This is a genomic window from Salipiger marinus, from assembly GCF_035481585.1.
Lineage (GTDB): Bacteria > Pseudomonadota > Alphaproteobacteria > Rhodobacterales > Rhodobacteraceae > Salipiger > Salipiger marinus.
In genome coordinates, this window is sequence record NZ_JAYKSL010000037.1 from 1 (window position 1) to 22094 (window position 22094).

Below are 22094 nucleotides of genomic sequence, written 5' to 3' on the forward strand. Positions count from 1 at the left end.
CCCCGAGCTGAAACGCCGCCTCTCCCTGCGACGTGCCGCTGGCCGTGCCGTCTCCTCCGGAGCCAGCTCGACCAGCCGTCGCATGGTCGTGGCAACGCTTCATCTCGGCCATTCGGTTACGGTCGCTGGGGCGGGCGCGTGACATCAGTGATCTCGTACGTCGCGTCTCGGCCGCTGTTGTTCCGTGCTTTGCCGGACATGCTGTGCCGCCCTGTCATCATGGGTCGCAAACGATTTCCGGCGACCGCCGGATTGCATTGGCCGCAGCTGGCAGAAGGTCGGTGATGGTCGTGATGCGCGGATCGCAGGCTATCGGGCTGCCGTAGAGGGTCCGTTCGAAATTCGAGTGATCCGGACACGTTGTCGAAGCTTCGACGGTCTCCATGCTGTTCGTCCAGAAAACACATCGCGTTGCCACGGAAACCAGCCGTCGCGGCACGTGAGGCAGGGTCAGCAAAGCTCCGACTGGTCGGGATGCGGCTCGGAGCGAGAGGACAGAAATATCGCCACCACAGGCATTTCTCTCCCTCGGCTGTTCACCCAGTTTCCTTCGCGGCCCCGCACTTCTCCCTTTGTCTGAGTTGCATGACATGCTGGTCGCAGCTGTCGTCCCGTCCACAAAGGTTGTCGCCGATCTTTTTCCCCTGCCCCTGCGGGCCATTCCGCGCGGAGCAAAAAGATCGGCGCCTGCCCCTCTCCGCTGTGCTTCGCCTTCGGTGTGGCCGGGCCTTGGCCAGCTGCAAGGTGACCATCATTGCAACNCCCCTGCGGGCCATTCCGCGCGGAGCAAAAAGATCGGCGCCTGCCCCTCTCCGCTGTGCTTCGCCTTCGGTGTGGCCGGGCCTTGGCCAGCTGCAAGGTGACCATCATTGCAACGCAAACAAGGAGAAGAGCAATGACCACGAACTGCATCAAATTCACCAGCGCCGACATCGAAACCGCCAAGGGCGTCGGCTCCATCTCGACCCTGACCTTCGACCTCGACATCCCGGTCGAGCCCGTCGCAAGCACGAACACGATGGCCCCCACGCACCGCGTCCTCGGCCGCTCCCCGCGCGGCAAGCTGGTCGAGTGCGGCGGCAGCTGGAAGAAGCAAAACAAGGAGACCGGCGCCGACTACTACACGCTGACCATCCGCGACCACGGCTTCAACGCCAACCTCGGCAAGGCCGCGAACCAGGACGATCTGTCCCTGCAGGCCGTCATCCCCTGGGGTCCGAAAGACGCAGCCTGAGCCAGGGGCCAGACCGCCTCGGCGGTCTGGCACTTTCTCGTTCCGGGGGAACTTGTCCCGGGCGGGCGCAAGATTGGTGTCCGAAAGACGCCGCATATTTCGGACGCGGACGCCGAGGCGGATAGTCAGATTGGATAGGTCGCTGACGCGGCTCCGATCCTTTTGTTCAGCTACAACGTGCATCGCGCGAACCCAAGTCGGAACCGAATGTCCGCAGGGAGAGCTGGCAGCCCGCTGAGAGAGGCCAAGCGCACCCCTTCTCTCAGTTGAGCAACCCGCGCCACGGTCGTCTAGGCGAAGCGCCAAGGGGCGGCAAACTCACCCTTTGCCGCAGGCAACGAAATCGCAAATCATCGTCGTGCATCCCGGGGGGCAGCGTCTCACTTCAGGGCCACCGCCGCGCGCCTTTCCGTCGACCTGTTGGCCTTTCAGATCGCTAGCCCGGGGTCGAGCGGTCGGCAACGCCGGGGACAGGTTTCTGGACGGCTGCGCCTTGAGCGCTGCGAGGCACCGCTCACAACAAACCTGCCCTCGGCGTGCTCCATTTCATTCCGCCCCGTGCCGGGTGCAGCCCGCTCTCATGCCCCCGGTCTTTTCCACGATCCGTCCAACGACGATCAACGGAAAGGATCACACCATGACACTCGAACAATCCATCGACCTCGCCGAACTGCAAGCCGACATTGCCTTCGATGCCTACCTCGCCGCCTTTGATGAAGACGCCCATCCCGAGTTACTCGACAGCCTCGAGACCGAGGCTCTGATCGCCCGCAGCCGCTACGACGACCTACGCAATCAGGGACTGGGTCACTGACCCAGACACCCCTGCGGGTCTTCGGATCCACAGGGCTCTGACGCCGTCTCTAAGAAGCTTCGCGACGCCCTCAGAGGGTGCGACCCGCGCCATCCAGCGCGGGCCATTTTCGTGTTTCTGGCGCCCGATCCGTGACCGGCTCGAGCGTTCGGTTTGTCTGTCGTCGCGTGCGTCTTGAACACAAGTTTCGGAAGCTTTTTCGACCTGGTTGTCCTGCATCGATGAGGGCGGGACCCGTTCCAGGTCGCGCCGCGACGCGGGGTCTTGACGGCGTCCAATGCCCGCAAAAAGACACAACATGCAAAACGTAATATTGCGCAATGTGATGTATTGAAGTATAAGCGAAGGAGAGAAGGAAGACGTTGGCAGGATATGGCCAATGTTTGCACATTTTGTCCGAGGGGGTCTGACCCGTGCCGAGGCCAGCGAAAAACCTGAAGCTTGAAGAGCGCATCGAAGTCGCGCGGCGCTTCGCGGCGGGCGAGAGTGCCAAGGATCTGGCGGCGGCGTTCGGCATCTCTCCGCGCCACGTGAACCGGCTCGCGAAAGAGGAGGCGGGCGAGGGGCTCGCGGTGCGCGATCCGAGCGAGACGGTGGCCTTCCGGGCCAGTCGATCCGAGCTCGATGCCTTCGACGCGGACTGGCGCGAACGGGGCTTTGCCAACCGATCCCAGGCGCTGAATGCGGTGCTGCGCGGACGGTGCGGATTTCTCGATGTGCCCCGTGACCTGATTGCGGAGTTCTGCGCCGCATGGCGTCAAGCGAAGGATGTGAGCGACGCCGGATTGGTGCTTGCCAAGGTGGTCCATCGCGGTCGGCTGGAGGTCTCGGACGCCGACCGCGCGATGCTGATCGAGTTGCTTGATCTGGCGCAGTCGATGAGCCGTGAGATGGGTCGGATGAAGGATGCGGCGCAGGTGCTGCGTCATCAGGAGTGGCCGCTAAAGGAAGAAGGGCAGGGGACGGAGAGCGCGGTTCTGGAGGATGGCCCGCGCGCGATCGAACGCGGATTGAGGCTCGTCAGAAATGGCTGATCCCCTCGCCCTCTACACCTCGGTCATGGGGCGGCTCTGGGAGGATGAGCGCATCCGAGGTCAGGCCGCGGCGCGGATCGACGCCCGGCTGGCGGGACGACGCCAGGGACGGAGTTTCGCGCGCGTCGGATCCATGTCGGCGCGCAACGCGCTGAAGGCAGCGTCGGGTCAGAGCCGGGCGGCGGTCTTCAAACGGATCCGAGCCGGAGGCTGCAAGACGCGTGCTTCGCTCGGGGCGCAGATTTCCTACATCAACGACAAGGCGGTCTATACCTACTCGACGATGACCAATGCGCTGACCGATGCGGCGGTGCTTTCCGACGAGCAGAAAGAGGACATCATCGAGGACTGGGCCGGGACCTGGCGCGGCTCGACAAAGCTCGGGTTCACCTCACACATGCTTTTGTCCTTCCCGACCGACGTATCCATCGACCAGGTGCGCGACATCGCGATGGACTGGACGGAGCATTTCTTTGAGAGCGGCGAATATGGCGATCAGTGGGACTATGTTCTCGCGGTCCATGACGACCGGGCGCACAAGCACGCCCATATCATCCTGAACAACCGCGGCGTCGAGAAGGGCACCTGGTTCTCCTGCTGGGCGGAGGGCGTGATGTCGCCGCAGCTCATGCGCGAGAAGCAGGCTGAGATCGCGGAGCGCTATGGTGTCATGCTCGACGCCACCACCCGGCTCGAGCGTGGCATCTTCGAGAAGCCCGCCGGCATCGAGGAGATCTACCGCGCGAAGGAAGAGGCAAGGCTGCCGCGCGAGATCGTCATGACGGCCCAGGAATCCGCCATCGCGCAGGCGCAGGTGGTGGGCTTCGCCAAGGACTACAAGAACCTCGCCGACCTGCTGGACCGGATGGACCAGCGCCACATGGCACGTGCGGTCCGCGGCATGGCGGACGGGCTTGGCTCCGGCACGCCGTGGAACTTCACCGAAGGAGAGATAGACATGAAGGACATCAAGACCGTCGGTGACGCGATCGACTATTCCGAGCGCACGATCGAGGCGTTGAGGCTCAAGGCCGAGGAACTGGACCCGGCCGAGCGGGCCGCTTTTGAAGCCAAGGCCGCGCCGATCATCGCGGACCTCTCGCAGATGGTGCCGGACCCGGACCTGCGCGCGCGCTTTGGCAAGCAGCTCGAAGAACCCTATCCGCCGGGGGCGGGCAGCGAGGTGCTGATCGCCGCGCTGCGGTCCGGCAATGACGACGGGCTGCGCGAGGTACTCGAGCGCGCCGAGGAGGTGGGCATGGACAGCGAGGAATTGTTGGCCCGGATCGCGGCGGGTGGCACGCGCAACTACGGCATGGCGCAGGACTGGGTTGAGCGGGACATGAACGCGGTGCTCGCGAAGGATGGCCTCAGCGTGGAGACCGCGAGTGACGACCAGCTCGACGTCGCGCTGGAAAAGGTCGACGGCGTAATGGATGCGCTGATGGAGCGGGCGAAGGAGATGGGCGTCGAGATCGGCCGAACCCTCGCGGACGAGGAGGAGGCGACGTTGCCCCTCATCGACGAGGATGACCGGACGCCCAATCCCTACCTGCAGGACCTCGCCGACATGCTGCGGGACGGCAAGCTCACCGAGGAACAGGAAGAGACCGTCGAGCGGACCCTGCAATCCGAACTCTTCAAGGAGTTGGGAGAAGAAGGCTTGGCCGAGCTACGCCGTGGCAACTACGAGGTGCTGGATGCGGCCCTGCCGAGCAAGCTTGACCAGATCACCGTCACGCAGGAATTCCTCGAAATGACGTTTGAGGAAACGGGCGACCAGGTCTTCACCGACCGTGCCGCCGGGTTGCAGCAGGACAAGGCGACCGAAGTGGCGCGGCTGCGCGGCCAGCAGGAGGCCCAGGAGCTGGGACGTAATCTCGGTCGGGACCGCGGTCTCGATGACGATATGGAATTCTAAGGGGGAGATGACCACCATGACCAAGACACTCCCCCTCTGGGCCGCGCTCCTCTTTGGTGTGATCTGCGGCGCCGTCATCGGCACCATCGTTGCCGCCTTCTACCTGACCCTGGCCCTGAAAACCGGGTTTCAGAGCTTCGACATGTTGGCGCTCTGGAAGGCGAGCGCCGGCACCCGCGCGGCACATCCCGAAGCCTTCAAGGTTGGCTTCGGCGCCGTCGGCTTTGGCGCAATTGGTCTCGGCGTCTTGGCGCTGGCCTGGACCTGGAAGAAGGAGCGCGACGACTACGGCTCGGCTCACTGGCAGACCAAGGCGGAGCTGAAGAAGAACGACATGCTCCAGGCCCCCGGCAAGGGCTTTGTCTGCGGCAAGCTTGGCGCGCCGACCTCGAAGGCGGAGTTCATTTCCTCGACGATAATCCCGCATGTGATGATGGTGGCGCCGACCCGTGCCGGTAAGGGTGTGGGTTTCGTGATCCCGAACCTTCTGAGCTTCGCGGGTTCGGTCGTAGTGCTCGACGTGAAGGGCGAGAACTTTGAGAAGACCGCGCGGCTCAGGGCGCTGAACGGTGACGAGGTCTATCGCTTCAGCCCGTTTGATTGGGCCAATGCCACGCATCGCTACAACCCGCTCGCGCGGATCGCAAAGGCCCCGAGCTTCGCACAGCGCTTCACCGAGGTCTCGATCCTCGCCGACCTCTTCCTCGACAAGGACAACAAGACGCTCGACACCTTCTCCGAGGCTGGCAAGTCGATCTTTGTCGCGGCCTGCCTGCTGGCGATCCAGCGTGGCACGCCGAACCTCGGCGAGGTAAACAAGATCGTCGCCGGGGGCGAATACAAGAACGCCCAGTACAAGACCTATGCAGACGAGGCCGAGGAAGACATCCTGCGCGAGCTCTGGACCAATGCGGCCTCGGCCTCGTCGCGGCTGCTAACCTCGAACATCCAGGCGCTGATGACCGCCGGTCTCAAGCAATGGGACAACCCGGCGGTCCGCTCCGCGACCGAGGCGAGTGACTTCGATTTCTCGACCTTTCGGAAGACCCCGCAGTCGCTCTACATCGCGGTGTCCGAGGATCACATCGCGACCCTGGCGCCGCTCCTGCGCCTGATGTTCGCCGATCTCATCGCGTCGATCCGCCTGAACGAGCCGGGCCCGGATGAGCCCTGGCCGGTCATGATGATGATCGACGAATTCCAGCAGATGGGGGCGATGCCCTATCTCGAGCGCGCGATCCATTCGCTGGCGAGCTACGGCGGCCGGGTTGCGATGATTGCGCAGTCACTGGCTTCGCTTGACAGGATCTACGGGCCCGAGGGCCGCGAAAGCCTCGAGAACGGGGCCGGGCTTAAGCTCTACATCACCCCGCGTGACCAGCGCACTGTAAAGGAGGTTTCGGCCGCCGTCGGCAGTACCACCCGCGAGGCCGTGACCCGGATGTATGGTCGCAACAAGGGGTTCCTTGGCGCGACCTCGACCTCGGCGCGGCTGGAAGAGCGGCCGCTGCTTTCCGAGACCGAAGCGCGCCTGATGGATCCCGACGAGGTCATCATCCTCGCCTCGCCCCAGCATCCGATCAAGGCGAGCCGGATCAAGTATTACGACGATCCCTTCTTCAAAGAGATGTTGGCCCGGCAGGAGGGCAAGCCCTTCCCCTATCCGCCGAATGTGCAGGGCGTGGGGCCATGGGGCAGCGACGGTGAAGACGAGGCCGGCGCAGACGAGCAGGCGAAACCAGCCGAACGCGCGCCTGTCCGGGATCGCTCGCAGCGTCGCGAAGCGCGCGCTATGAGCGTGAGGACGATGGAGGCTGGGCGCGGGCAGCCTGAGCCCGGGACGCTCGATCGGGAAGCCGCCGTGCCGAAGGAATGGGAGGCGGCACTCGACCGGCAGGAGGATTTCATCGAGGAATTGTTGGGTGGGTGAGCGCGACAATCTTGTAGGCAGCTTTGCCCTTGGGACTGATTGGAGACAAGCGCGCTTGAGATGCATCTCAATGCGGCTTGAAAACTTCAAAGTCATTTCAACGCAGCGCGCTAGATCTTCGCCTCGGGGTAGTGCCCCTTTATTTCCGCGTTGAAAAAACGACCTAGTGAGTCAGCGGACATGAGACGCTCGTACATGAAGGCAGGCACGTTGAAATACTGATAAACGCCGCCATGCCTGAATTGGACCTCGAGCGTTTCTAATTCCGGGTCATACCCGACCTCAGCCAAGTTGCTGGAAGTTACTGGCTGTCGTTCCATCAAATTTCTCCCTCGTTCTCGTCTTCGTTCTCGCCCACTTCTGGTGGCTTCCACTTTGGATCCTGCGCACGCCATACCGCGACAAGCTCATCATAGTTTTCAGGGCCCCTGGGGCGCTTCCAGCTGTCCGCTACAAGCGGATCTTCGCTGTTTGGACGACGGTCTTTGGGTGGGAGAGTGACGCGGCAGCGCACTGGAAGCCGTGCAGCCTCGCCGGTTATTATTGCTTCGCCGGTCCTTAGAACCGAGAGGCTATCGGCGATACCGCTCAGGTTATCGGGCAAAGCGGCTTGTACCTTGCTGCGGTCAGTGGAATTGGTGAGGCGCAACGCGACAAAAGTCCCACACTGGGAGAGAATGGTGTCGTCAATTTCCGAAGGACGCTGGCTGACGATCATTGCACCAATACCGAACTTGCGTCCCTCTTTCGCGATTCTCTGAACCATTTCGCGCGCAGGGTTGTCGGATTCTCGACCAAGATACCGGTGAGCTTCCTCCATAACGACGAGTTGAGGCCGCTTTCGGCCGCCCTCATCGCGCTCGCGACCCCAGAAGAGCGCTTCATAGATAATCGACAGAATCGCCCCGATCAAATCTAGAAGAACCGCGCTAGGAATACCCGACAGATCAAGCACCGTTATCGCTTTCTCGTGGCCAATCCAGCTTTCGAGGAGGGATGGAAGGTCGTTCGTTACGTGGCCCGTCAGGTCAGGCTCCCATTCACCGGGCTTGAGCAGGAACTCGAACTGACGATCGAGCATACGTGATCGCATTCGGTCGAGCTGCTTGCGGATTCCGAGCACACCGACGTTGTTCTGGTAAGGTGCTGAATTCGTTGTTGTGTGCGGCTGGTAGGCTGGTTGACGAAGCGTGGTCGCGTCGCCGGGCTGAATGATCGCCGGTTGTGTCTTGGCCTGATCGAGCCAGGTTTTGACTTCTGGTTCGATCAGCTCGAGCCACAGGTTTCGCAAGCTGTACGGAATAGGGCTGTCGACGGTCATTGAATTCAGATCGACACCAGGCAAATTGTCTGCTTGAGCAATCGCGCTTTTGGCTGCGAAGATCTTGTCGAGTATTGCGGTCGTTGCGCGATCATCCAACTTCCCGCACAGAAAGTTGAGTATTTCGGCCGGCCGTAGTGCCCAGTACGGAATGACCAGCTGCTTCTCGCCGACTCCGGGTGTAATCCGAAAAATCTCAGCGTTGTCGGCGAGCGCGCTGGCATATTCGCCGTGGATATCGAGTAGGAGGATCCGCGCGCTCGGAAAGCCTGCTCCGTCAGGCGCCGAGATTGACCGCAACAAGCTAGAGACAGTCGTGGACTTGCCCGACCCGGTAGAGCCGAGCACTGCGCTATGGCGCGTGACTAGCTTGTCGAGGTCCAGGCGGACCGGAATGCTCTCGGCGTTAGCAAGTCGCCCGACTATCACTTGTCCGGAAAACTCTGCACCGTAGATTTTGGCCAGATCCTCTTCTGTGACCAGATGCACTTCATCGTTCAGGTTCGGATACTGGCTGATGCCTCGCTCAAACGAGGCCTCGACAATCTCGCCAATGAGCTGAACGGTTAGCCATCGTTCGCCGCGGTCTAGCGCATCGACTAGCGTCACCGGTGTCGCACTTGCCCCGACCTCTGATATGATAGCATAAAGATCATGATACCCCTGTGGTATCCGCACAAAGCTGCCGACCTGACCTACCCGGTAGCTTCGTCCTCCGATGATCGCAATGCCCGAAGCAACGCCCTCGAATTGACGCACACTTACGGTCGAACCGGCGACAGAGCCGACATGGCCGAGAAGAGTAGGGGCGTTCATTTGGCCTCCGACGCGGTGGCGGCTGTCGGTGGTGGCGCCTCCGCTGCCAATGCTGCAAGATCCGGTTGTGTCGGAAATGCTTGAACCGATCGTGATGCCGCGAAGAAGCGAGCAAAGGGTTCTATTGCACCGAGCGTGAAGTTTCCTTTGTCGTCCATGTAGGTTGACCTTATCGGCCCCCAATCCTTGCTCGGAAGTTCGGCCGGAGCTTTCCATGCGCCGCGCGTGCCGTTCACCTTGGCCTGGTCACGTGCATAGACGCTAAAGTTAGGCAGACGGCGCGCGAGGTCGCACGCCGGACCCTCTTCATCTAGAATCTTGTACTGGAATGCGAATACGCTGGAGGATGGATTGGCTGCGAGCGCTTCATCTATCCGGGCCGCGATGTGTGCATCGGCAAAAGAAAATCCGATAGAAATGAGTAGCGTGTCGGGGGTGAGCAGGAACGTACGAAGGCGATCGAGCAACGCTGCGTAGGGCGCTTTCTGTGTTTGATCGTATTTCAGGTGTTCGGGGAAGACGAGGTGACTTGCTGAGCTTTGGCCCGTGCGAATTACTTCGCCCTTAGAGCTAGCGCGCCAGCCGAGCGATCCATGGAGCTTCCATAGCCGCGTCCAGCGCGCGGGAAGATCACTGCGCGACACTGAGACGGGGTCGAAGAATGGTTCGCGACCACCCGTGAAGCCATCGAAGTACGGCGCTCGTACGGATTCGAACGCTTCTTCGAACAACAAGTCGTAGTTCGTGGTGAAAATTTCAACGGGATAGTCACGCGTTGTGCCCGTGATCCAATTCACGAGATCTGCATATGCTGATCCAGTCTCGGGCAATCGGACGTCCACGATCTTGCCTATCTCGGAGCAGATCGCTTCTCCGAAGGTCGCAAAGCCTGGGCCGTCGAGATCGTGGACTTTCGACGAACCAATCACTTGGCTCAGAGAGCGAATCCTCGAAAGGATCGTCTCGATGTCATGCTGCGCGAGTTCGGCTTTCAGGCCATCAATCTGTTTTTGATAGGTTGGGGCAAGTGTCGTGAGAACTTGGTCCGTGAGCCCCGCAACTGCCGGGATGAGCGGATAGGTGCCATCGGGTTTTGCCATTCCGGCAGAAGCTCCAGCGCCAACCAACAGCCCGATCCGCTTCCGGCCCTGCGCGACGATCGTCCTAAGCGCCGCCATATACTGATCGGGATTATGAACACTGACAGTCAACTTACGCTCCCTCAACACTTGCTTCTGCATCCTCGCATCTAGCACTTGGTTCAATATTCCACGCTCGATCTCGCCCGTCTACGGCGGCCGTCTGAAAAGGCTCCGGCTTTCCAACCGCATTGAAGCTTGTTGCGCTTGTTAGCAGCGCAGTTTGGATAGTGTGCGCAGGGGGCGTGTCTGTCGTGCGTTCTGTATCCCACTTGGCCGAAATGCCTTGCCTCCGTCATGCGGAAATTAAGATGTCAGCTTACTATGTCAGTTTCATTAGGCTCATGTTGGCGTACAGATGCAGACAGGGCCACTGTTTTATATCATCCTGTTCGGCATTGAATTTGCAGTTTTTTCGCGCAGGGCGTACTTTACGCACCCAATTCTTCCATCCTATCTAATTCTAGCCGAGCTTTTTCGTCATCGAGGCGCCATCGTCTTACGACATAAAATGCGAGCGCCTTACGCGTTTCGATCAGCAAATGCGTTTTGTCGTCAAAGCCATACTCTAGCCGGACGGCTCGAGCTTGCGCATCGGATAGATCTGAACGCGGGCGTATCCACAAGCGCACTAAGCTATTCCAGTCCGTGTCAAAAGGCAGGGGAGCAGGCCGCTCCCGCGTTTTCATCTCAGTTTGTTTCGCTATTCGTATTGGGAGGTAATCGCGGTACGCACTGTGCTTATAGCTCCATGCGCGGAGATAGATTGCCTCTCCGTCAAAATGAAACTGAACTGGACTGATCCACTGAGGGTCGGAGAGGCCGCTTGACATCGAGGTGTAGGTGATCTGGATGTCTCGTTCGCCCTTCATCGCGCGGTAGAGCTGTGCGACGACGGTGGAATCCATCACGCGAGTGGGAAGCGGGATGCTCGCGCCAAGCGATGCCGCCTTGCCATCGAGCAATTCGAAAACTTGTTCCGGGCCAGCCTCAGTCAATGCGCAGTGGTCGCCGGTCGAGAAGTAGGCCTTCTCCCCGGCGTCATAGACTGGCGGCGTGTTCGTCAGAGAGAGATAGGTTCGAAAGTCAACGGCAGCCTGTGCCATCGAGATATTGAATCGTTCCATCAAGTCACGACGGTTCGCCTGACCTCTCCAGGTCAGGCATTGATCGAGGAACAAAATTCGCTCGCGTTGCGCGTGTTTGAGGTCTTCTAGGCTCATGCACGAAGCAGTACTTGACTCGGCGCGCAAGGTCCATACATTTACTATACGTATAGAAAATGGATTGATCGGATGCGAATACTTCATACAGCAGATCTGCACCTGGGGCGGCAGTTCATGGGGTTGAGCCTCGAGGATGATCATGAGGTTATCCTGGGTCAGATCCTTGAAGCGCTTGTGGCCGAACGGGCCGATGTTCTTGTCATTGCGGGGGACGTTTTTGACCGTGCCTCGCCGCCCAATTCGTCGATCCGGCAGTTCAATCGTTTTCTCAAGCGCGTGGCGGAGGAGACCGAAGCCGCTGTGGTGATGATCTCTGGAAATCACGATTCTGGCGACCGGATCGAGGCAATGTCTGTCTTTTCCACCGCGTCTCGTGTGCTGGTGCGCGGGATTGCCGACGCGGTAGAGGCGCCACTGGTGCTGCGTGACGCGCAAGGCGAGATCGCCTTTTCCGCACTGCCCTTTTCCTATGAATACGCCGCACGCGAGGTGTTCGGGGATGAAAGCATTAATGCGCCAGCGGAAGTCGTTGCCGCTCAGATCGCTGCGGCGAGGAGGCAGGTGCCTGATGGGGCGCGTTGGGTCGTCGTGGCCCATGCTTTCGTCGCGGGGGGTGCGGTTGGCGAGACCGAGCGGGCCTTGACGCGAGTCGGGGGTATCGAAACTGTTCCCTCCGATGTCTTCGACGGGGCGGACTATGTTGCACTAGGACATTTGCACAAGCCGCAGGAAGTGGGCGCGAGCCATATTCGTTACTCCGGCGCACCGCTCGCTTTCGGGTTCGACGAGGCAGGAAACGAAAAATCAATGACTGTCGTCGATCTGCAGGCTGAAGGGGCCGAGATCCGCACCGTGCCGTTCCGACCGATCCGGCAAGTGCGCTCGCTTACCGGGGAATTCTCGGAACTTCTGGAGGGAACGCCGTCTGATGATTTCATCCAGGCCATCCTGACGGATGAGAACCCTCTGATCGATCCGATGAAGCGGTTGCGCGCGACCTATCCCAATGCTTGCCATCTGGCCTATGCCCGGCAGGAGCGCGCGGCGGAGACCGAGGCGCTCGGCAGCGGGCGGGCCACTGTGACGCCGATCGAGATGATTGGCGACTTCGTGAAGGTTGTGCGCGGCCGGGAACCAAACGCCACCGAAGTCGCGATCGTCGCGGAAAAGCTCCACGCAGTAGCCTCCGGGGAGGAGCAGACATGAGACCCATTCGCCTATCGCTTCAAGCCTTCGGGCCATTTGCCACAACCGAGGTAGTCGATTTCCGGTCCGCGCTGGAGACGGGTCTGTTTGGAATTTATGGTCAGACCGGCGCGGGAAAGTCGACGCTGTTTTCGGCGATGTCCTTCGCGCTATTCGGGGCGCCGACTAGGACTGATCAGGAACCACGTTCACTACGCTCGGATCACGCCGCTTCGGATCTACCTACCGAAGTCGAATTTGTCTTTGAGCTGGGCACCAAGGCCTACCTGATCCGTCGTCGTCCGGCGCAGGAACGTCCGAAGGCACGCGGTGAAGGGACCACTGAGGACGCGGCGGAAGCTTCTTTATTCGACGTCACCGGGATTCCGGTGGACACTCTTGGTCCGAGTCAGTCCGGCCGTGTCATTGCGGAAAAGAAGGTCTCGCTAGTAGGGCAGCAGGTCGAGGCGCTGCTTGGCTACGGGGCAGATCAGTTTCGACAGATCGTGCTCTTACCGCAAGGCAAGTTCGAGACGTTCCTGGCCGCAAAAACGGATGAGCGGGTCGAGATATTGCGGGATCTTTTCGACGTGAAGGTCTATCGCGATCTCGCCGCAAGGCTGAAGGAAGAAGCCTCAGCGGCAGAACGAGCGTTGCGCGACCAGCGCGCGCTCTACCTGGCTCGCCTCGAGGAACGCGGGTTCGAGAGCGCCGAAGCGCTTGAACTTGGGATTGCTGCAGCCGCAGCCGAAGTCGAAGAAAAGCAGGGCGTTCAGCGTGGTGCGGAGATGGCAAACGAAGCTGCGCGCAAAGCTCTGACCGAAGGCGAGCAAATCGAAAAGGCATTTTCTTCTGCCGACACGGCACAGCAGGCTGTCGATGATCTAGAAAAGAGAACGATCGAGGTCGAAGAGCTGGCCAAGCGCATTGAGGCTGTCCGGAATGCCTTGCAGGCCCGTGATCTTGAGACGGCTTGGTGCGATGCGGAGCAGGATAGCCTGAAAGCGGTGGAGGCTGTCACGAAGGCCGAGGCGGAACTCAACATCGCCACTGGCGCGAAGGAGTTGGCGGAAAAGAAACTTGCTGAGGCACAGTCTGGCGAGGACCGACGGCAACAAGTTCAGGCTGACCTGACAAGGTTGGAGGCGATCGAGAAGCAGGTCGGGCAGGCAGCGGATCTTAGAAGCGCGTTTGACGACGCTGTGAAGGACGAAGCTTCAGCGAAGAAGGCTCTGACCGAGGCCATTGATGCCCGAGAGAAGCTCAAGTCTCAGCGCGATGCGACCGATCTGGCGCTTGATCAAGCGCGAAAGACCGAAACGGAGCGAGGCCAGCTGACCGGTGAGCTGGCCGAGTTCAACCGAGAAAGGGTCAAGGCAGCGGCGTATGCTAGGGCGCAAGAAGCTGTCGCGGATGCTCAACGAAATGTTGAAGCGGCATCGAGTGAACTGGCGACAAGAACCGACGCGGCGCAAGCCGCTGATGCGACCTTGGTAGATGCCGAGGCACGGCTTTCGCGCACGCAAGCGATCATTCTCGCGGAAAAGTTGACCGAAGGGGCGCCCTGCCCTGTCTGTGGTTCCCATGATCATCCTGCGCCTGCCCATGGTGCGCCTGAACAATCTGGTTTGACAGAAGCGTTTCGGAGCGCTCAGGTTCAGGCTAGAATCGCCTCCGAAGCCAGAGTTCGGGCCGAAAGCGACCTCGGCAATTTCCGAATGCGGCTCGACGAAAAGAAGCGGGCGCTGGAGGAACAGGAGCGCCCTGAGCGCACGTTGGCGCAACTCGAAGCCGAAATCGCGCGGATTGAAGGCACCGTCGCCACGCTTGGAGAGGCGGTTGATCTGGACGCGATGGCGGAGCAGTTGGCCGAGCTCAAGCGCAAGGTGACTGAGGCAGAAACCGGCGAGGCTTCGGCGCGCACCGCTGCGGGGAAAGCCGAGACCGCTCTTGCCGGCGCGCGCGCCAAGCTGGACACAGTGATTGAGGCCCTGCCGAAAGGTCTGCGCACGCCCGAGGCGGTTGTCGCTCGACGGGAGGCTTTGCAGAGAGAGCAAAGGCAACTCTCCGAGGCGCTGGAAGTGGCGACGCAACAGGACCGAGCCGCCAGTGAGGTGCTCACCCGTTCGCAAGAGCAGCTAGAAGCAGCGAAGCGGGCGCGCGACGGGCAGCAGCAGCGCGTGAAGAAGGCACAAGGTGATTTTGTCGCTCGGCTTACCGAGGTTGGGCTGGACAAAGCGGGATATGATGCTTGCAAGAGCCATTTCCCGACTCTAGACGCCGACCGCAAGAAGGTAACCGATCACCGCGATGGATTGATCGCTGCTCGCACGACATTGCATAACGCCATAGCCGCTTGCGCAGATCGTGAACGCCCGGATCTTGCCCCGCTTCAGCTGGCGTTGACAGACGCCACCCAGACCTTGAACGCGGCCAACGCTGCACTTGCCACAGCGAGAACGGATGTATCGTCACTGACCAAATTCAAGGAATCGCTTGCCGCGGCTCTGGCCGAAACCGAGCGGCTAGAAGCCGAGACTGGTCCGCTCCGGGGGCTGGCCGATCTGGCTAACGGCAAGAACGATTTCAAGATGACACTCGAGACCTTCGCGATCGGAGCAATGTTCGACCAGGTTCTTGAGGCGGCGAATATGAGGCTCGACCCTATGACACGTGGTCGCTACCGGCTAACGCGTGGGCTCGAGGCATCTGGCGGTCGCGGCAAGCGTGGGCTCGAAATCGAGGCCTTCGACATCAACACCGGCAAGGCGCGCCCGACAGCCACGTTGTCAGGCGGCGAGACCTTTATCGCGGCACTGGCCCTCGCGCTTGGGCTCGCTGATGTGGTCGAGAGCCTTTCGGGCAGGATTCGGATGGACACAATATTCATCGACGAAGGCTTTGGGAGCCTCGACACCGAAAATGGGGCGGGCACACTGGATCAGGTGATCCAAGTTCTTGCCGCGCTGACAGAGGGCAGTCGTGCCGTGGGCCTGATATCCCATGTCGGGCTGGTGCAAGAGGCTATTCCACAAGGCTTCTACGTGCGTTCGACCCCAAGCGGCAGCCGGGTCGAGGAAAGGAGGGGGCTGGGATGACGGACCGTTGGTATTACAGGAAGGCACACACCCGCCGTCTGTCGACAGGGCGCACGGTATCCGTTCGCGGAGGTTGGGCAGTTCGAGGCGATCGTGAAAGCAAGAAGGGCGCATCCTTCAGGCGGACTTGTCCAATATGCGGGGCGCTGATCGTAAGCGTGGGCATGCCCAGAGGAGGGTGGGTCCATTTTGAGGGCGGCAAAGGCCTGACACGTATTAAACATCCGTGCCTGCATCTTGGTGAAGGCCTGAGCAGGCGGCGCGACGAAGACACGCCAGACCTTTTTGAGGCGAGGCTGCCATTTTAAAATGTCACTGATGAAGCTTGAGAAAAGTTGGCTCAAATCCCACATCTAGTAACTAGAAGCAAACCAAACACCATATGGAGGATAGTATGGCGGTAAATCGTAAAGGAACTTCGACCAAGGTTGCCTCGCTTGCAGCAGACACCCTTTTCAAACCTGGCTCTTCACAGATCGCCCGCAAGCTTGCTGGTTCGGCGTTGTCTCAGTCAAAGACCAATCGGCAAACCGGAGCGGAAATGGAGGACCTCGCGTCAAAGGTACTTCGCAGCGATCGCTATTCTGAAAAGACAAAGACACTTGCCGCTTCGGTGTTGTCCCAGTCGAACAAGAAGCGCTGACTGTAAACAGTATAACAGTGGTTTCGGGTTCAAGCGCTACAGGCCGTGTCTCACGTAGGTAGCGCTTTGGGTCAATCATGAACAAACATTAAACATTTGAGTTGAGCAGATGCGGGCATTTATTTCTTATTCTCATAGCGACAAGGCCGCGCTTGATCGGCTGCACGTCCACCTCAAGAACCTTACAAGGGAAGGGCGTATTGAGACCTGGTATGATCGCAACATCTTGGCTGGTTGCGAACTGGACGCTGAGATTGAACGGGAACTTGAGGCTTCCGACCTGTTCCTGCTCCTGGTGAGCCCCGACTTCATCGCATCCGACTACTGTGTCGAGCGCGAAATGAGACGCGCGCTTGAACGCCACGCCGCAGGGACCGCCCGTGTAGTGCCGATCATCGTGGAGGAATGCGATTGGAAAGCGATGAGGGAGTTGCGCCAACTGAAGGCCGTGCCGACGGACGGCAAGGCGATCAGCGCCTGGGCCAATCCAAACACCGCTTACCTAAATGTCGTGCAGGAACTTCGACGCATCATCGAAGCTGAAGCCGTACCTACAGCTGCGGCGAAAGTAGCCGATGAGCCATCGGCCACACGCCCCTCGATGGCACGCTACCGCGCAAAGCGGCAGTTCGACCAAATCGACAAGGGTGATTTCCGCGATGCTGCCTTCGCCACCTTCAAGGATTACTTCCGACGAGCGATCATCGAAATCGACTTAATCGATGGATTGCGCGGACGCTTCGTTGACAGAAGTGCGACCGCTTTTGGGGCAACGGTTGTCAACAGCGGACATCGAAATGGTACGGCCCACATCTCGGTGCACTGCCGGAGCTCGCAGGTCGCCCTGGGCGATATTTACTACTCGTTCAGCGAAAACGCCGGTGACAACACAGCAAATGGCGGTTTCAACATTTCGGCCGATGATTACGAGCAATTCCTGATTCAAACCATGAACGTCTTCGGTAGAGCTGACGAACGGCTGACTCCAGAGCGAGCGGCTGAGGTGCTCTGGAATGAGTTCATTGGTAACGCAGGTATCAGCTATGACTGAGCGTGTTCATTTCCGCTGCAACAATTGTGGGTACCGCTTCGAAGTCGAAGTGCTTGATGAGTACGAACGTCGCGAGGCCCGCCGTGAAAAGCGGCCGACTAGCGCGGTGCATTGTCCCGAATGTTATCGAACCGATATCCGGAGGGGTTGGGAATGAAGGCTCGTGAGGGAGTCCACACATGCGAAGTACTTTGAACGCAAAATCAGCCGCTCTCGCCGAGGAGCCGAAGGGTACGCTGTTTCTCCTCAAGAGGTACGGCCATCAACCGATCTATGGCATTAAGCTTTCTGAACCATTGGATCAGCCCAACGACAAGCCGACGGTTCTGCTATTGAACCCTGACTTCGGGCGTGAAGGCGAAGCCACTTGGCATCGGATATTCCAATGGGAAGCGGACGAGTGGTGTATCTCCTTTGGAACCGACTGGATAATACAGCCGGATTTCACGGCATCTTCGCTGTCTGAGATGAACGATCCGCAGCAAGAGGCATGCCTGACGATCGGGCCCCAGGGCATTCACTTCCGTGCGGCACCTGGCGAAGGATTCCGGGTCGCCTATCGCCACTTCATCCATGTTGACACCCTAGATCCGGTGAAGGATCTCGGAAATGCCGCCTTCCACCTCAAAGGGTACCGAATCTTCTTGAACCGAGAGGATTGGGACAATGGGCGCCCCCCGATCTTTCAGCACGGCGTCTAGGCGACAGCCACTTCTCTTTCAAAGCCAGGAATAGATACTTGCTATGTCATAGGGTGATCGTTGCGCCATGTGTGAACGACCGTTTCACCGATATCACTGCACTCAAGACGTCGCTAATCTGCTATTAGTCCGTTAACCTTCAATGGCTTCGTCGACCCGGCAGATAGAACTCCGTAATCCCCCGTTTCCCCTCGGCCCGTCCCAGCTGCACGATCACATCGATGGATTTCCGGATGTATTCCCGCACCTCGGCGAAGGTCAGCGGTGTGCCAGCCTGCAGAACCATGATCGCCAGCCGGTCGATGGCGAGTTCGGCGGTTTCGGCGTGGATGGTTGAGACCGATCCGCCATGGCCGGTGTTGATCGCTTCGAGATATGTCAGGGCCTCGGCCCCGCGCAATTCGCCGACGATGATCCTGTCGGGGCGCATGCGGAGGGAGGCCTGCAGGAGGGCGTTGGCGCTACGTTGTGAACCGGCACCGCGGTCGGCCAGAAGGGCGACGGTGTTGGGCTGCCCGGGAAAGAGCTCGAAGGCGTCCTCGATAGTGATCAGTCGCTCGTGCTCGCTCACATGCGTCAGGAGGTGGCGGGCGAAGGTGGTCTTGCCGGTAGAGGTGCCTCCGCTGATCAGGACATTGAGCCGTGCCTCGACCAGGGTTTGCAGCGCGGCCTCAAGGTTCTCCCCCGCCAGACTGGCAATGTTCTTCATCTTCTCGGCGCGGAGCGCGTCGAGCGAGACGGCCTTGCCGAAGAGATAGGCCGGGGCGTAGTCCCGGACGCTGCCCGAAGCGAAGAGACGGATGGTGATCGAGGCGCCGCGATCGATGGCGGGCGGCACGGCGACCTGGACCCGGAGGGGGCGGCCCGCATATTCTACCTTGCCGGAAACGAGCGGGTTCTTTTCAGAGACGCGGGCCTTGGCGTCACCGACGATGGTTTGGGCCATGTTGAGCGCGGTGGTCCGGTCCACGGTCTGGCCTTCGTGGCGCATGGTGGCGTCCCCCGCCACCTCGAGCCAGACTTTGCCATCCGGGTTGATCGCGATCTCGACCACGTCGTCACGGCGCAGAAGGTCGCGGAACGGGTCAAGATACCGCTCGAGGTAGGAGGCTGGCGACGCCTGATCCATCAGTAGATCACCACATCCCGGTCCACGAGCACGGTGACCGAGGCGCCCTGATCGACATAAATCGTGGGCGCGATCGACACCTGGTCGGCGATGACCGAACCGACTGCGTCCTGCAGATCGCTGCCGACATCGCCCAGGACGATGCTGGTGGTTTCGTTGTTGGCGCTTTCCGCAGCAACGGCAGGTGCCGCACCGATCACGGAAATTAGCGCCGCCCCGCCGAAGCGCTCGGCGAACTTGGTGTCGACGAGACCGGTGAGGCCCGAGCGGCCGAGTTGATCGCCGCCCACGGCGGCGATTTCCATCGAGGTGCCGTCCGGCGTCAGGACGCGAGTCCAAAGGATGAGGATACGCTTCTGGTGCATCTCGATCCCGGAACGGTATTGGCCAAAAAGGCGGGAGCCCCGGGGGATCAGGATCCGGTCCCCGGAAAACGCCGGAACCGGCTCGGAGACCACCGCCACGACAGACCCGGGCAGATCGCTGTTGATGGCGGTCTGGAGCGCGGCCTGGATGACCGAGCCTTGCGTCAGCGTGCGCTCGGGATGGGTGAGGCGGGCGGCCTCCTGCACTTCGAGCGGGCGCGCGCTTTGCAAAAACTGCTCATTGCCCGAGAGGGTTGGCCCTTGGGTGCCGGGGGCCGCCGGATCGGCCACCGCCGCGCTACTCGCGCCGCCGCGCGGACCGTCCGCATAGACCACGGCGGGGGATTTGATCTGCGCAGTCAGAAGTTCCTCGGCGACCCGCTCGGCCTCGCGCTGGCGCTGCTCCTCTTCCTGACGCCGGCGTTCTTCGAGAAGGCGCTGGTCTGCGATCAGCCCCTCGCGGTCGAGCTCGGCCTCGAGCCCCTCGCGCTGCGCTCGTTCGGCATCGAGCATGGCCTGAAGCCCCTCGATACGGGTCTCGGTCTGGCGCTGCAGGTTGGCAAGCTCTGCCTCTTTCTCAGCGATAAGCGCTTCCAATGCAGCCTTCTGTTCATCGAAGGCTTCGCGCAGGTCGGCAACGGCGGACTGGATTTCCGAGTTGCGGGCGGCCTGGCTGGCGGCAAGGGCCTCGCGGAGCTTGGCGATCTCGGCCAGCACCTCGGCGCTCGGTTCGGGGGCAGGGGCGGCGGGCACATCAAGCGCTTCTTCGACGGCGATCAGCGCGTCATTGACCCGTTGTTCGGTCTCATCGGGTGGAAACTCCAGCCGCCCACCGGTGCCGGGGCGGCGATCCTGGAAGGTCTCGACATCGGAGGTCTCAAGCGCGCTGTCGCCCTCCTGCAAGCCGGTGGCCAGGAAATACGCGACCCCGGCACCGCCAAGGGCGAGGGCGGCGGCGAGCGCGCCGACCCCTAGGCTGTTGCCGCGGCGCTTGGACTTGCCGCGCTGGCTGAATTGATCAAGGCGGTTCTGAAGGTCGGGAGGGGGTTGATCGGCCATGGTCAGTTGCTCACATAGATGGCGCTCTCGTCGCGCCAGGCGCAGATCGCCTCGTCGCCGATGCGCAGCGTCCAGTAGGTGTTCACCCCGAGCACCCGGACGGTGTTGCTTTGTTGGGTCCAGTTAACGGTGCGCTCGCGGCCCTGGTTATCGGCCTTGAAGAGGGCGGGCTGACGGGTGTTCTCCGGGAAGACAAAATATGTGTAGCGCCCGTCGTCATAGATATGGCTGGGGCGGAAGTCGCCCTCGCCGGAGACGCGGTAGTTGTAGTTGCGCGGGGCCTCGAACCCCTTGGGCTGCGTCGCACCCGCCGCGCTGCGTTCTTCGTCGGGGTAACGGAAGCGGACTTCGAAGAACATGCCGGTGCGGTTCGGGATCGAGCCCTCGCGCAGATGGAAAGAATAGGTGCGGCGGTTGGTGATGACCGTCATGTTGGTCGAGGCATTGGCCACATGCGGTTTGATCGTGAGCACATTGCCGAGCTCCGGGATCGGGTCGACCTGGAAGCTTTCGGTGTCGCCGACTATGACGGCCTCGAAGCGCTCCGCCGCCCCGAAATGTATCGTGGTCGAATGCCTGAGATCGGTCTCGATCCGGTAGACCTGGTTTTCATTATAGACGGCGGTGCGGATGCGGATATCGAGCGGGCCGCCTTGGGGGGTGGCTTCGGCATTGGCGGCAACAGGAAGGGCAAGCGCCAGGAGAAACGTGGTGAGGAGCGCAGGCAGGGATTTCATTTGGGTCAGTTCTCCAGGGTCTCGGCGTCGACGCGGTAGGAGGTCACCACGAAGCCCAAGGGGTTGGCCCAGACGTCCTGAAGGCGCTGGCGGGTTTCGGGTTGGAAGTCGTAGCCGACGGTGGCGACGTAAGACCGGGTCACGGTGCGGGTGTCGCGGGGGCGCCGCAGCGTGCGGGTGAAGCGGACCTGGGCCACCCCGCGCTCGATCTGGTTCACGGACTTGATCACCACCTCGATCTTGGCGTCGCGGCCATAGACGGTGATCGGGTAATCCTCGTTGGTCGAGGACCAGAGATCGCGCAGCGTGCGGGCGGCATCACCATCCGAGCGGTCGAGCACCGAGTTGATGCGTTGCTCGCCGTCGGTCAGGTCGTAGGTTTCACGGTCGTCAACATAGGCCACGAGATTGGCCTGGATGATGGCGTCGCTTTCCGACAGCGTCAGTGCCTGGACGGCAGCGACCCGGTCCATCTGGCCGGTTTCCTTGTCGACCACGACGACGAAGGTCTCGGTCGATTTGAGGGGAAAGAGGCTCGCGCCCGCGACCATGCCGGCGACGCCGACCAGTACGCCGGCCGCCGCAACGAACCAGGCGAAACGCTCACGCCGTCTTGGCCCGTAGATGAAATCCACCTCGAAAGCGTCGCGGTCACTAGCTGCGGAACTGGTCACAAGCTTCTTCAAAGTCG

General features: G+C 60.8%; 18 protein-coding genes. 10 read left to right on the top strand and 8 right to left on the bottom strand.

Annotated features, from left to right (window positions below):
• Positions 1-895 precede the first annotated feature (895 nt).
• From VK682_RS25680 to VK682_RS25700, 5 genes are all read left to right on the top strand, one after another.
• Positions 896-1234, top strand: coding sequence for a DUF736 family protein (locus tag VK682_RS25680; protein ID WP_324782857.1), 339 nt, complete (start codon positions 896-898; stop codon positions 1232-1234).
• 637 nt (positions 1235-1871) lie between these two features.
• A complete protein-coding gene (locus VK682_RS25685; RefSeq protein ID WP_162931915.1) occupies positions 1872-2048 on the top strand; it encodes a hypothetical protein in 177 nt (58 codons plus the stop codon).
• A 413-nt stretch (positions 2049-2461) separates the two neighbouring features.
• A complete protein-coding gene (locus VK682_RS25690; RefSeq protein ID WP_065331070.1) occupies positions 2462-3082 on the top strand; it encodes a helix-turn-helix domain-containing protein in 621 nt (206 codons plus the stop codon).
• Entirely contained in the window at positions 3075-5003 is a 1929-nt protein-coding gene (locus VK682_RS25695; RefSeq protein ID WP_065331069.1) for a relaxase/mobilization nuclease domain-containing protein, read from the top strand. Before VK682_RS25690 ends, VK682_RS25695 begins: the two co-directional genes overlap by 8 nt.
• Before the next feature lie 16 nt (positions 5004-5019).
• A complete protein-coding gene (locus VK682_RS25700; RefSeq protein WP_120352558.1) occupies positions 5020-6933 on the top strand; it encodes a type IV secretory system conjugative DNA transfer family protein in 1914 nt (637 codons plus the stop codon).
• A 110-nt stretch (positions 6934-7043) separates the two neighbouring features.
• Here VK682_RS25700 and VK682_RS25705 read toward each other — a convergent pair whose 3' ends face one another.
• The 4 genes from VK682_RS25705 to VK682_RS25720 form a co-directional block, all read right to left on the bottom strand.
• Complete coding sequence (locus tag VK682_RS25705) at positions 7044-7253, bottom strand: KTSC domain-containing protein (RefSeq protein ID WP_065331067.1); 210 nt, start codon at positions 7251-7253, stop codon at positions 7044-7046.
• Positions 7253-9070, bottom strand: coding sequence for an ATP-binding protein (locus VK682_RS25710; protein ID WP_081285330.1), 1818 nt, complete (start codon positions 9068-9070; stop codon positions 7253-7255). Before VK682_RS25710 ends, VK682_RS25705 begins: the two co-directional genes overlap by 1 nt.
• Positions 9067-10281 (bottom strand): SIR2 family NAD-dependent protein deacylase, encoded by a 1215-nt coding sequence (locus VK682_RS25715; protein WP_081285333.1) that lies wholly within the window; start codon positions 10279-10281, stop codon positions 9067-9069. The genes VK682_RS25710 and VK682_RS25715 overlap by 4 nt, the downstream gene beginning before the upstream one ends.
• 359 nt (positions 10282-10640) lie before the next feature.
• Positions 10641-11576, bottom strand: a complete 936-nt coding sequence (locus VK682_RS25720; protein WP_162619162.1) for a BrxR family transcriptional regulator — start codon at positions 11574-11576, stop codon at positions 10641-10643.
• Between VK682_RS25720 and VK682_RS25725 the strand changes: the two genes are divergently transcribed.
• The 5 genes from VK682_RS25725 (at position 11550) to VK682_RS25745 (ending at position 18113) form a co-directional block, all read left to right on the top strand.
• Entirely contained in the window at positions 11550-12641 is a 1092-nt protein-coding gene (locus tag VK682_RS25725) for an exonuclease SbcCD subunit D (RefSeq protein WP_247740487.1), read from the top strand. The genes VK682_RS25720 and VK682_RS25725 overlap by 27 nt on opposite strands.
• Complete coding sequence (locus VK682_RS25730) at positions 12638-15718, top strand: AAA family ATPase (RefSeq protein ID WP_065331063.1); 3081 nt, start codon at positions 12638-12640, stop codon at positions 15716-15718. The genes VK682_RS25725 and VK682_RS25730 overlap by 4 nt, the downstream gene beginning before the upstream one ends.
• 394 nt (positions 15719-16112) lie before the next feature.
• Complete coding sequence (locus VK682_RS25735) at positions 16113-16361, top strand: hypothetical protein (protein WP_065331062.1); 249 nt, start codon at positions 16113-16115, stop codon at positions 16359-16361.
• Positions 16362-16470: 109 nt separating this feature from the next.
• On the top strand, positions 16471-17412 hold the full coding sequence (locus tag VK682_RS25740) for a toll/interleukin-1 receptor domain-containing protein (RefSeq protein WP_065331061.1): 942 nt from the start codon (positions 16471-16473) through the stop codon (positions 17410-17412).
• A 179-nt stretch (positions 17413-17591) separates the two neighbouring features.
• Positions 17592-18113, top strand: coding sequence for a hypothetical protein (locus tag VK682_RS25745; protein ID WP_065331060.1), 522 nt, complete (start codon positions 17592-17594; stop codon positions 18111-18113).
• 139 nt (positions 18114-18252) lie between these two features.
• Here the strand turns inward: VK682_RS25745 and VK682_RS25750 are convergent, their stop codons facing one another.
• The 4 genes from VK682_RS25750 to VK682_RS25765 are packed head-to-tail and all read right to left on the bottom strand — an operon-like array spanning position 18253 to position 22089.
• Entirely contained in the window at positions 18253-19242 is a 990-nt protein-coding gene (locus VK682_RS25750; protein WP_065331059.1) for an ATPase, T2SS/T4P/T4SS family, read from the bottom strand.
• Complete coding sequence (locus VK682_RS25755) at positions 19242-20666, bottom strand: TraB/TrbI/VirB10 family type IV secretion system protein (protein ID WP_065331058.1); 1425 nt, start codon at positions 20664-20666, stop codon at positions 19242-19244. The genes VK682_RS25750 and VK682_RS25755 overlap by 1 nt, the downstream gene beginning before the upstream one ends.
• Before the next feature lie 2 nt (positions 20667-20668).
• The gene (locus VK682_RS25760) at positions 20669-21403 is read right to left on the bottom strand and encodes a TrbG/VirB9 family P-type conjugative transfer protein (protein WP_065331057.1); all 735 of its coding nucleotides are present in this window, start codon (positions 21401-21403) and stop codon (positions 20669-20671) included.
• Positions 21404-21408: 5 nt separating this feature from the next.
• On the bottom strand, positions 21409-22089 hold the full coding sequence (locus VK682_RS25765) for a VirB8 family type IV secretion system protein (RefSeq protein ID WP_065331056.1): 681 nt from the start codon (positions 22087-22089) through the stop codon (positions 21409-21411).
• Positions 22090-22094: the final 5 nt, after the last annotated feature.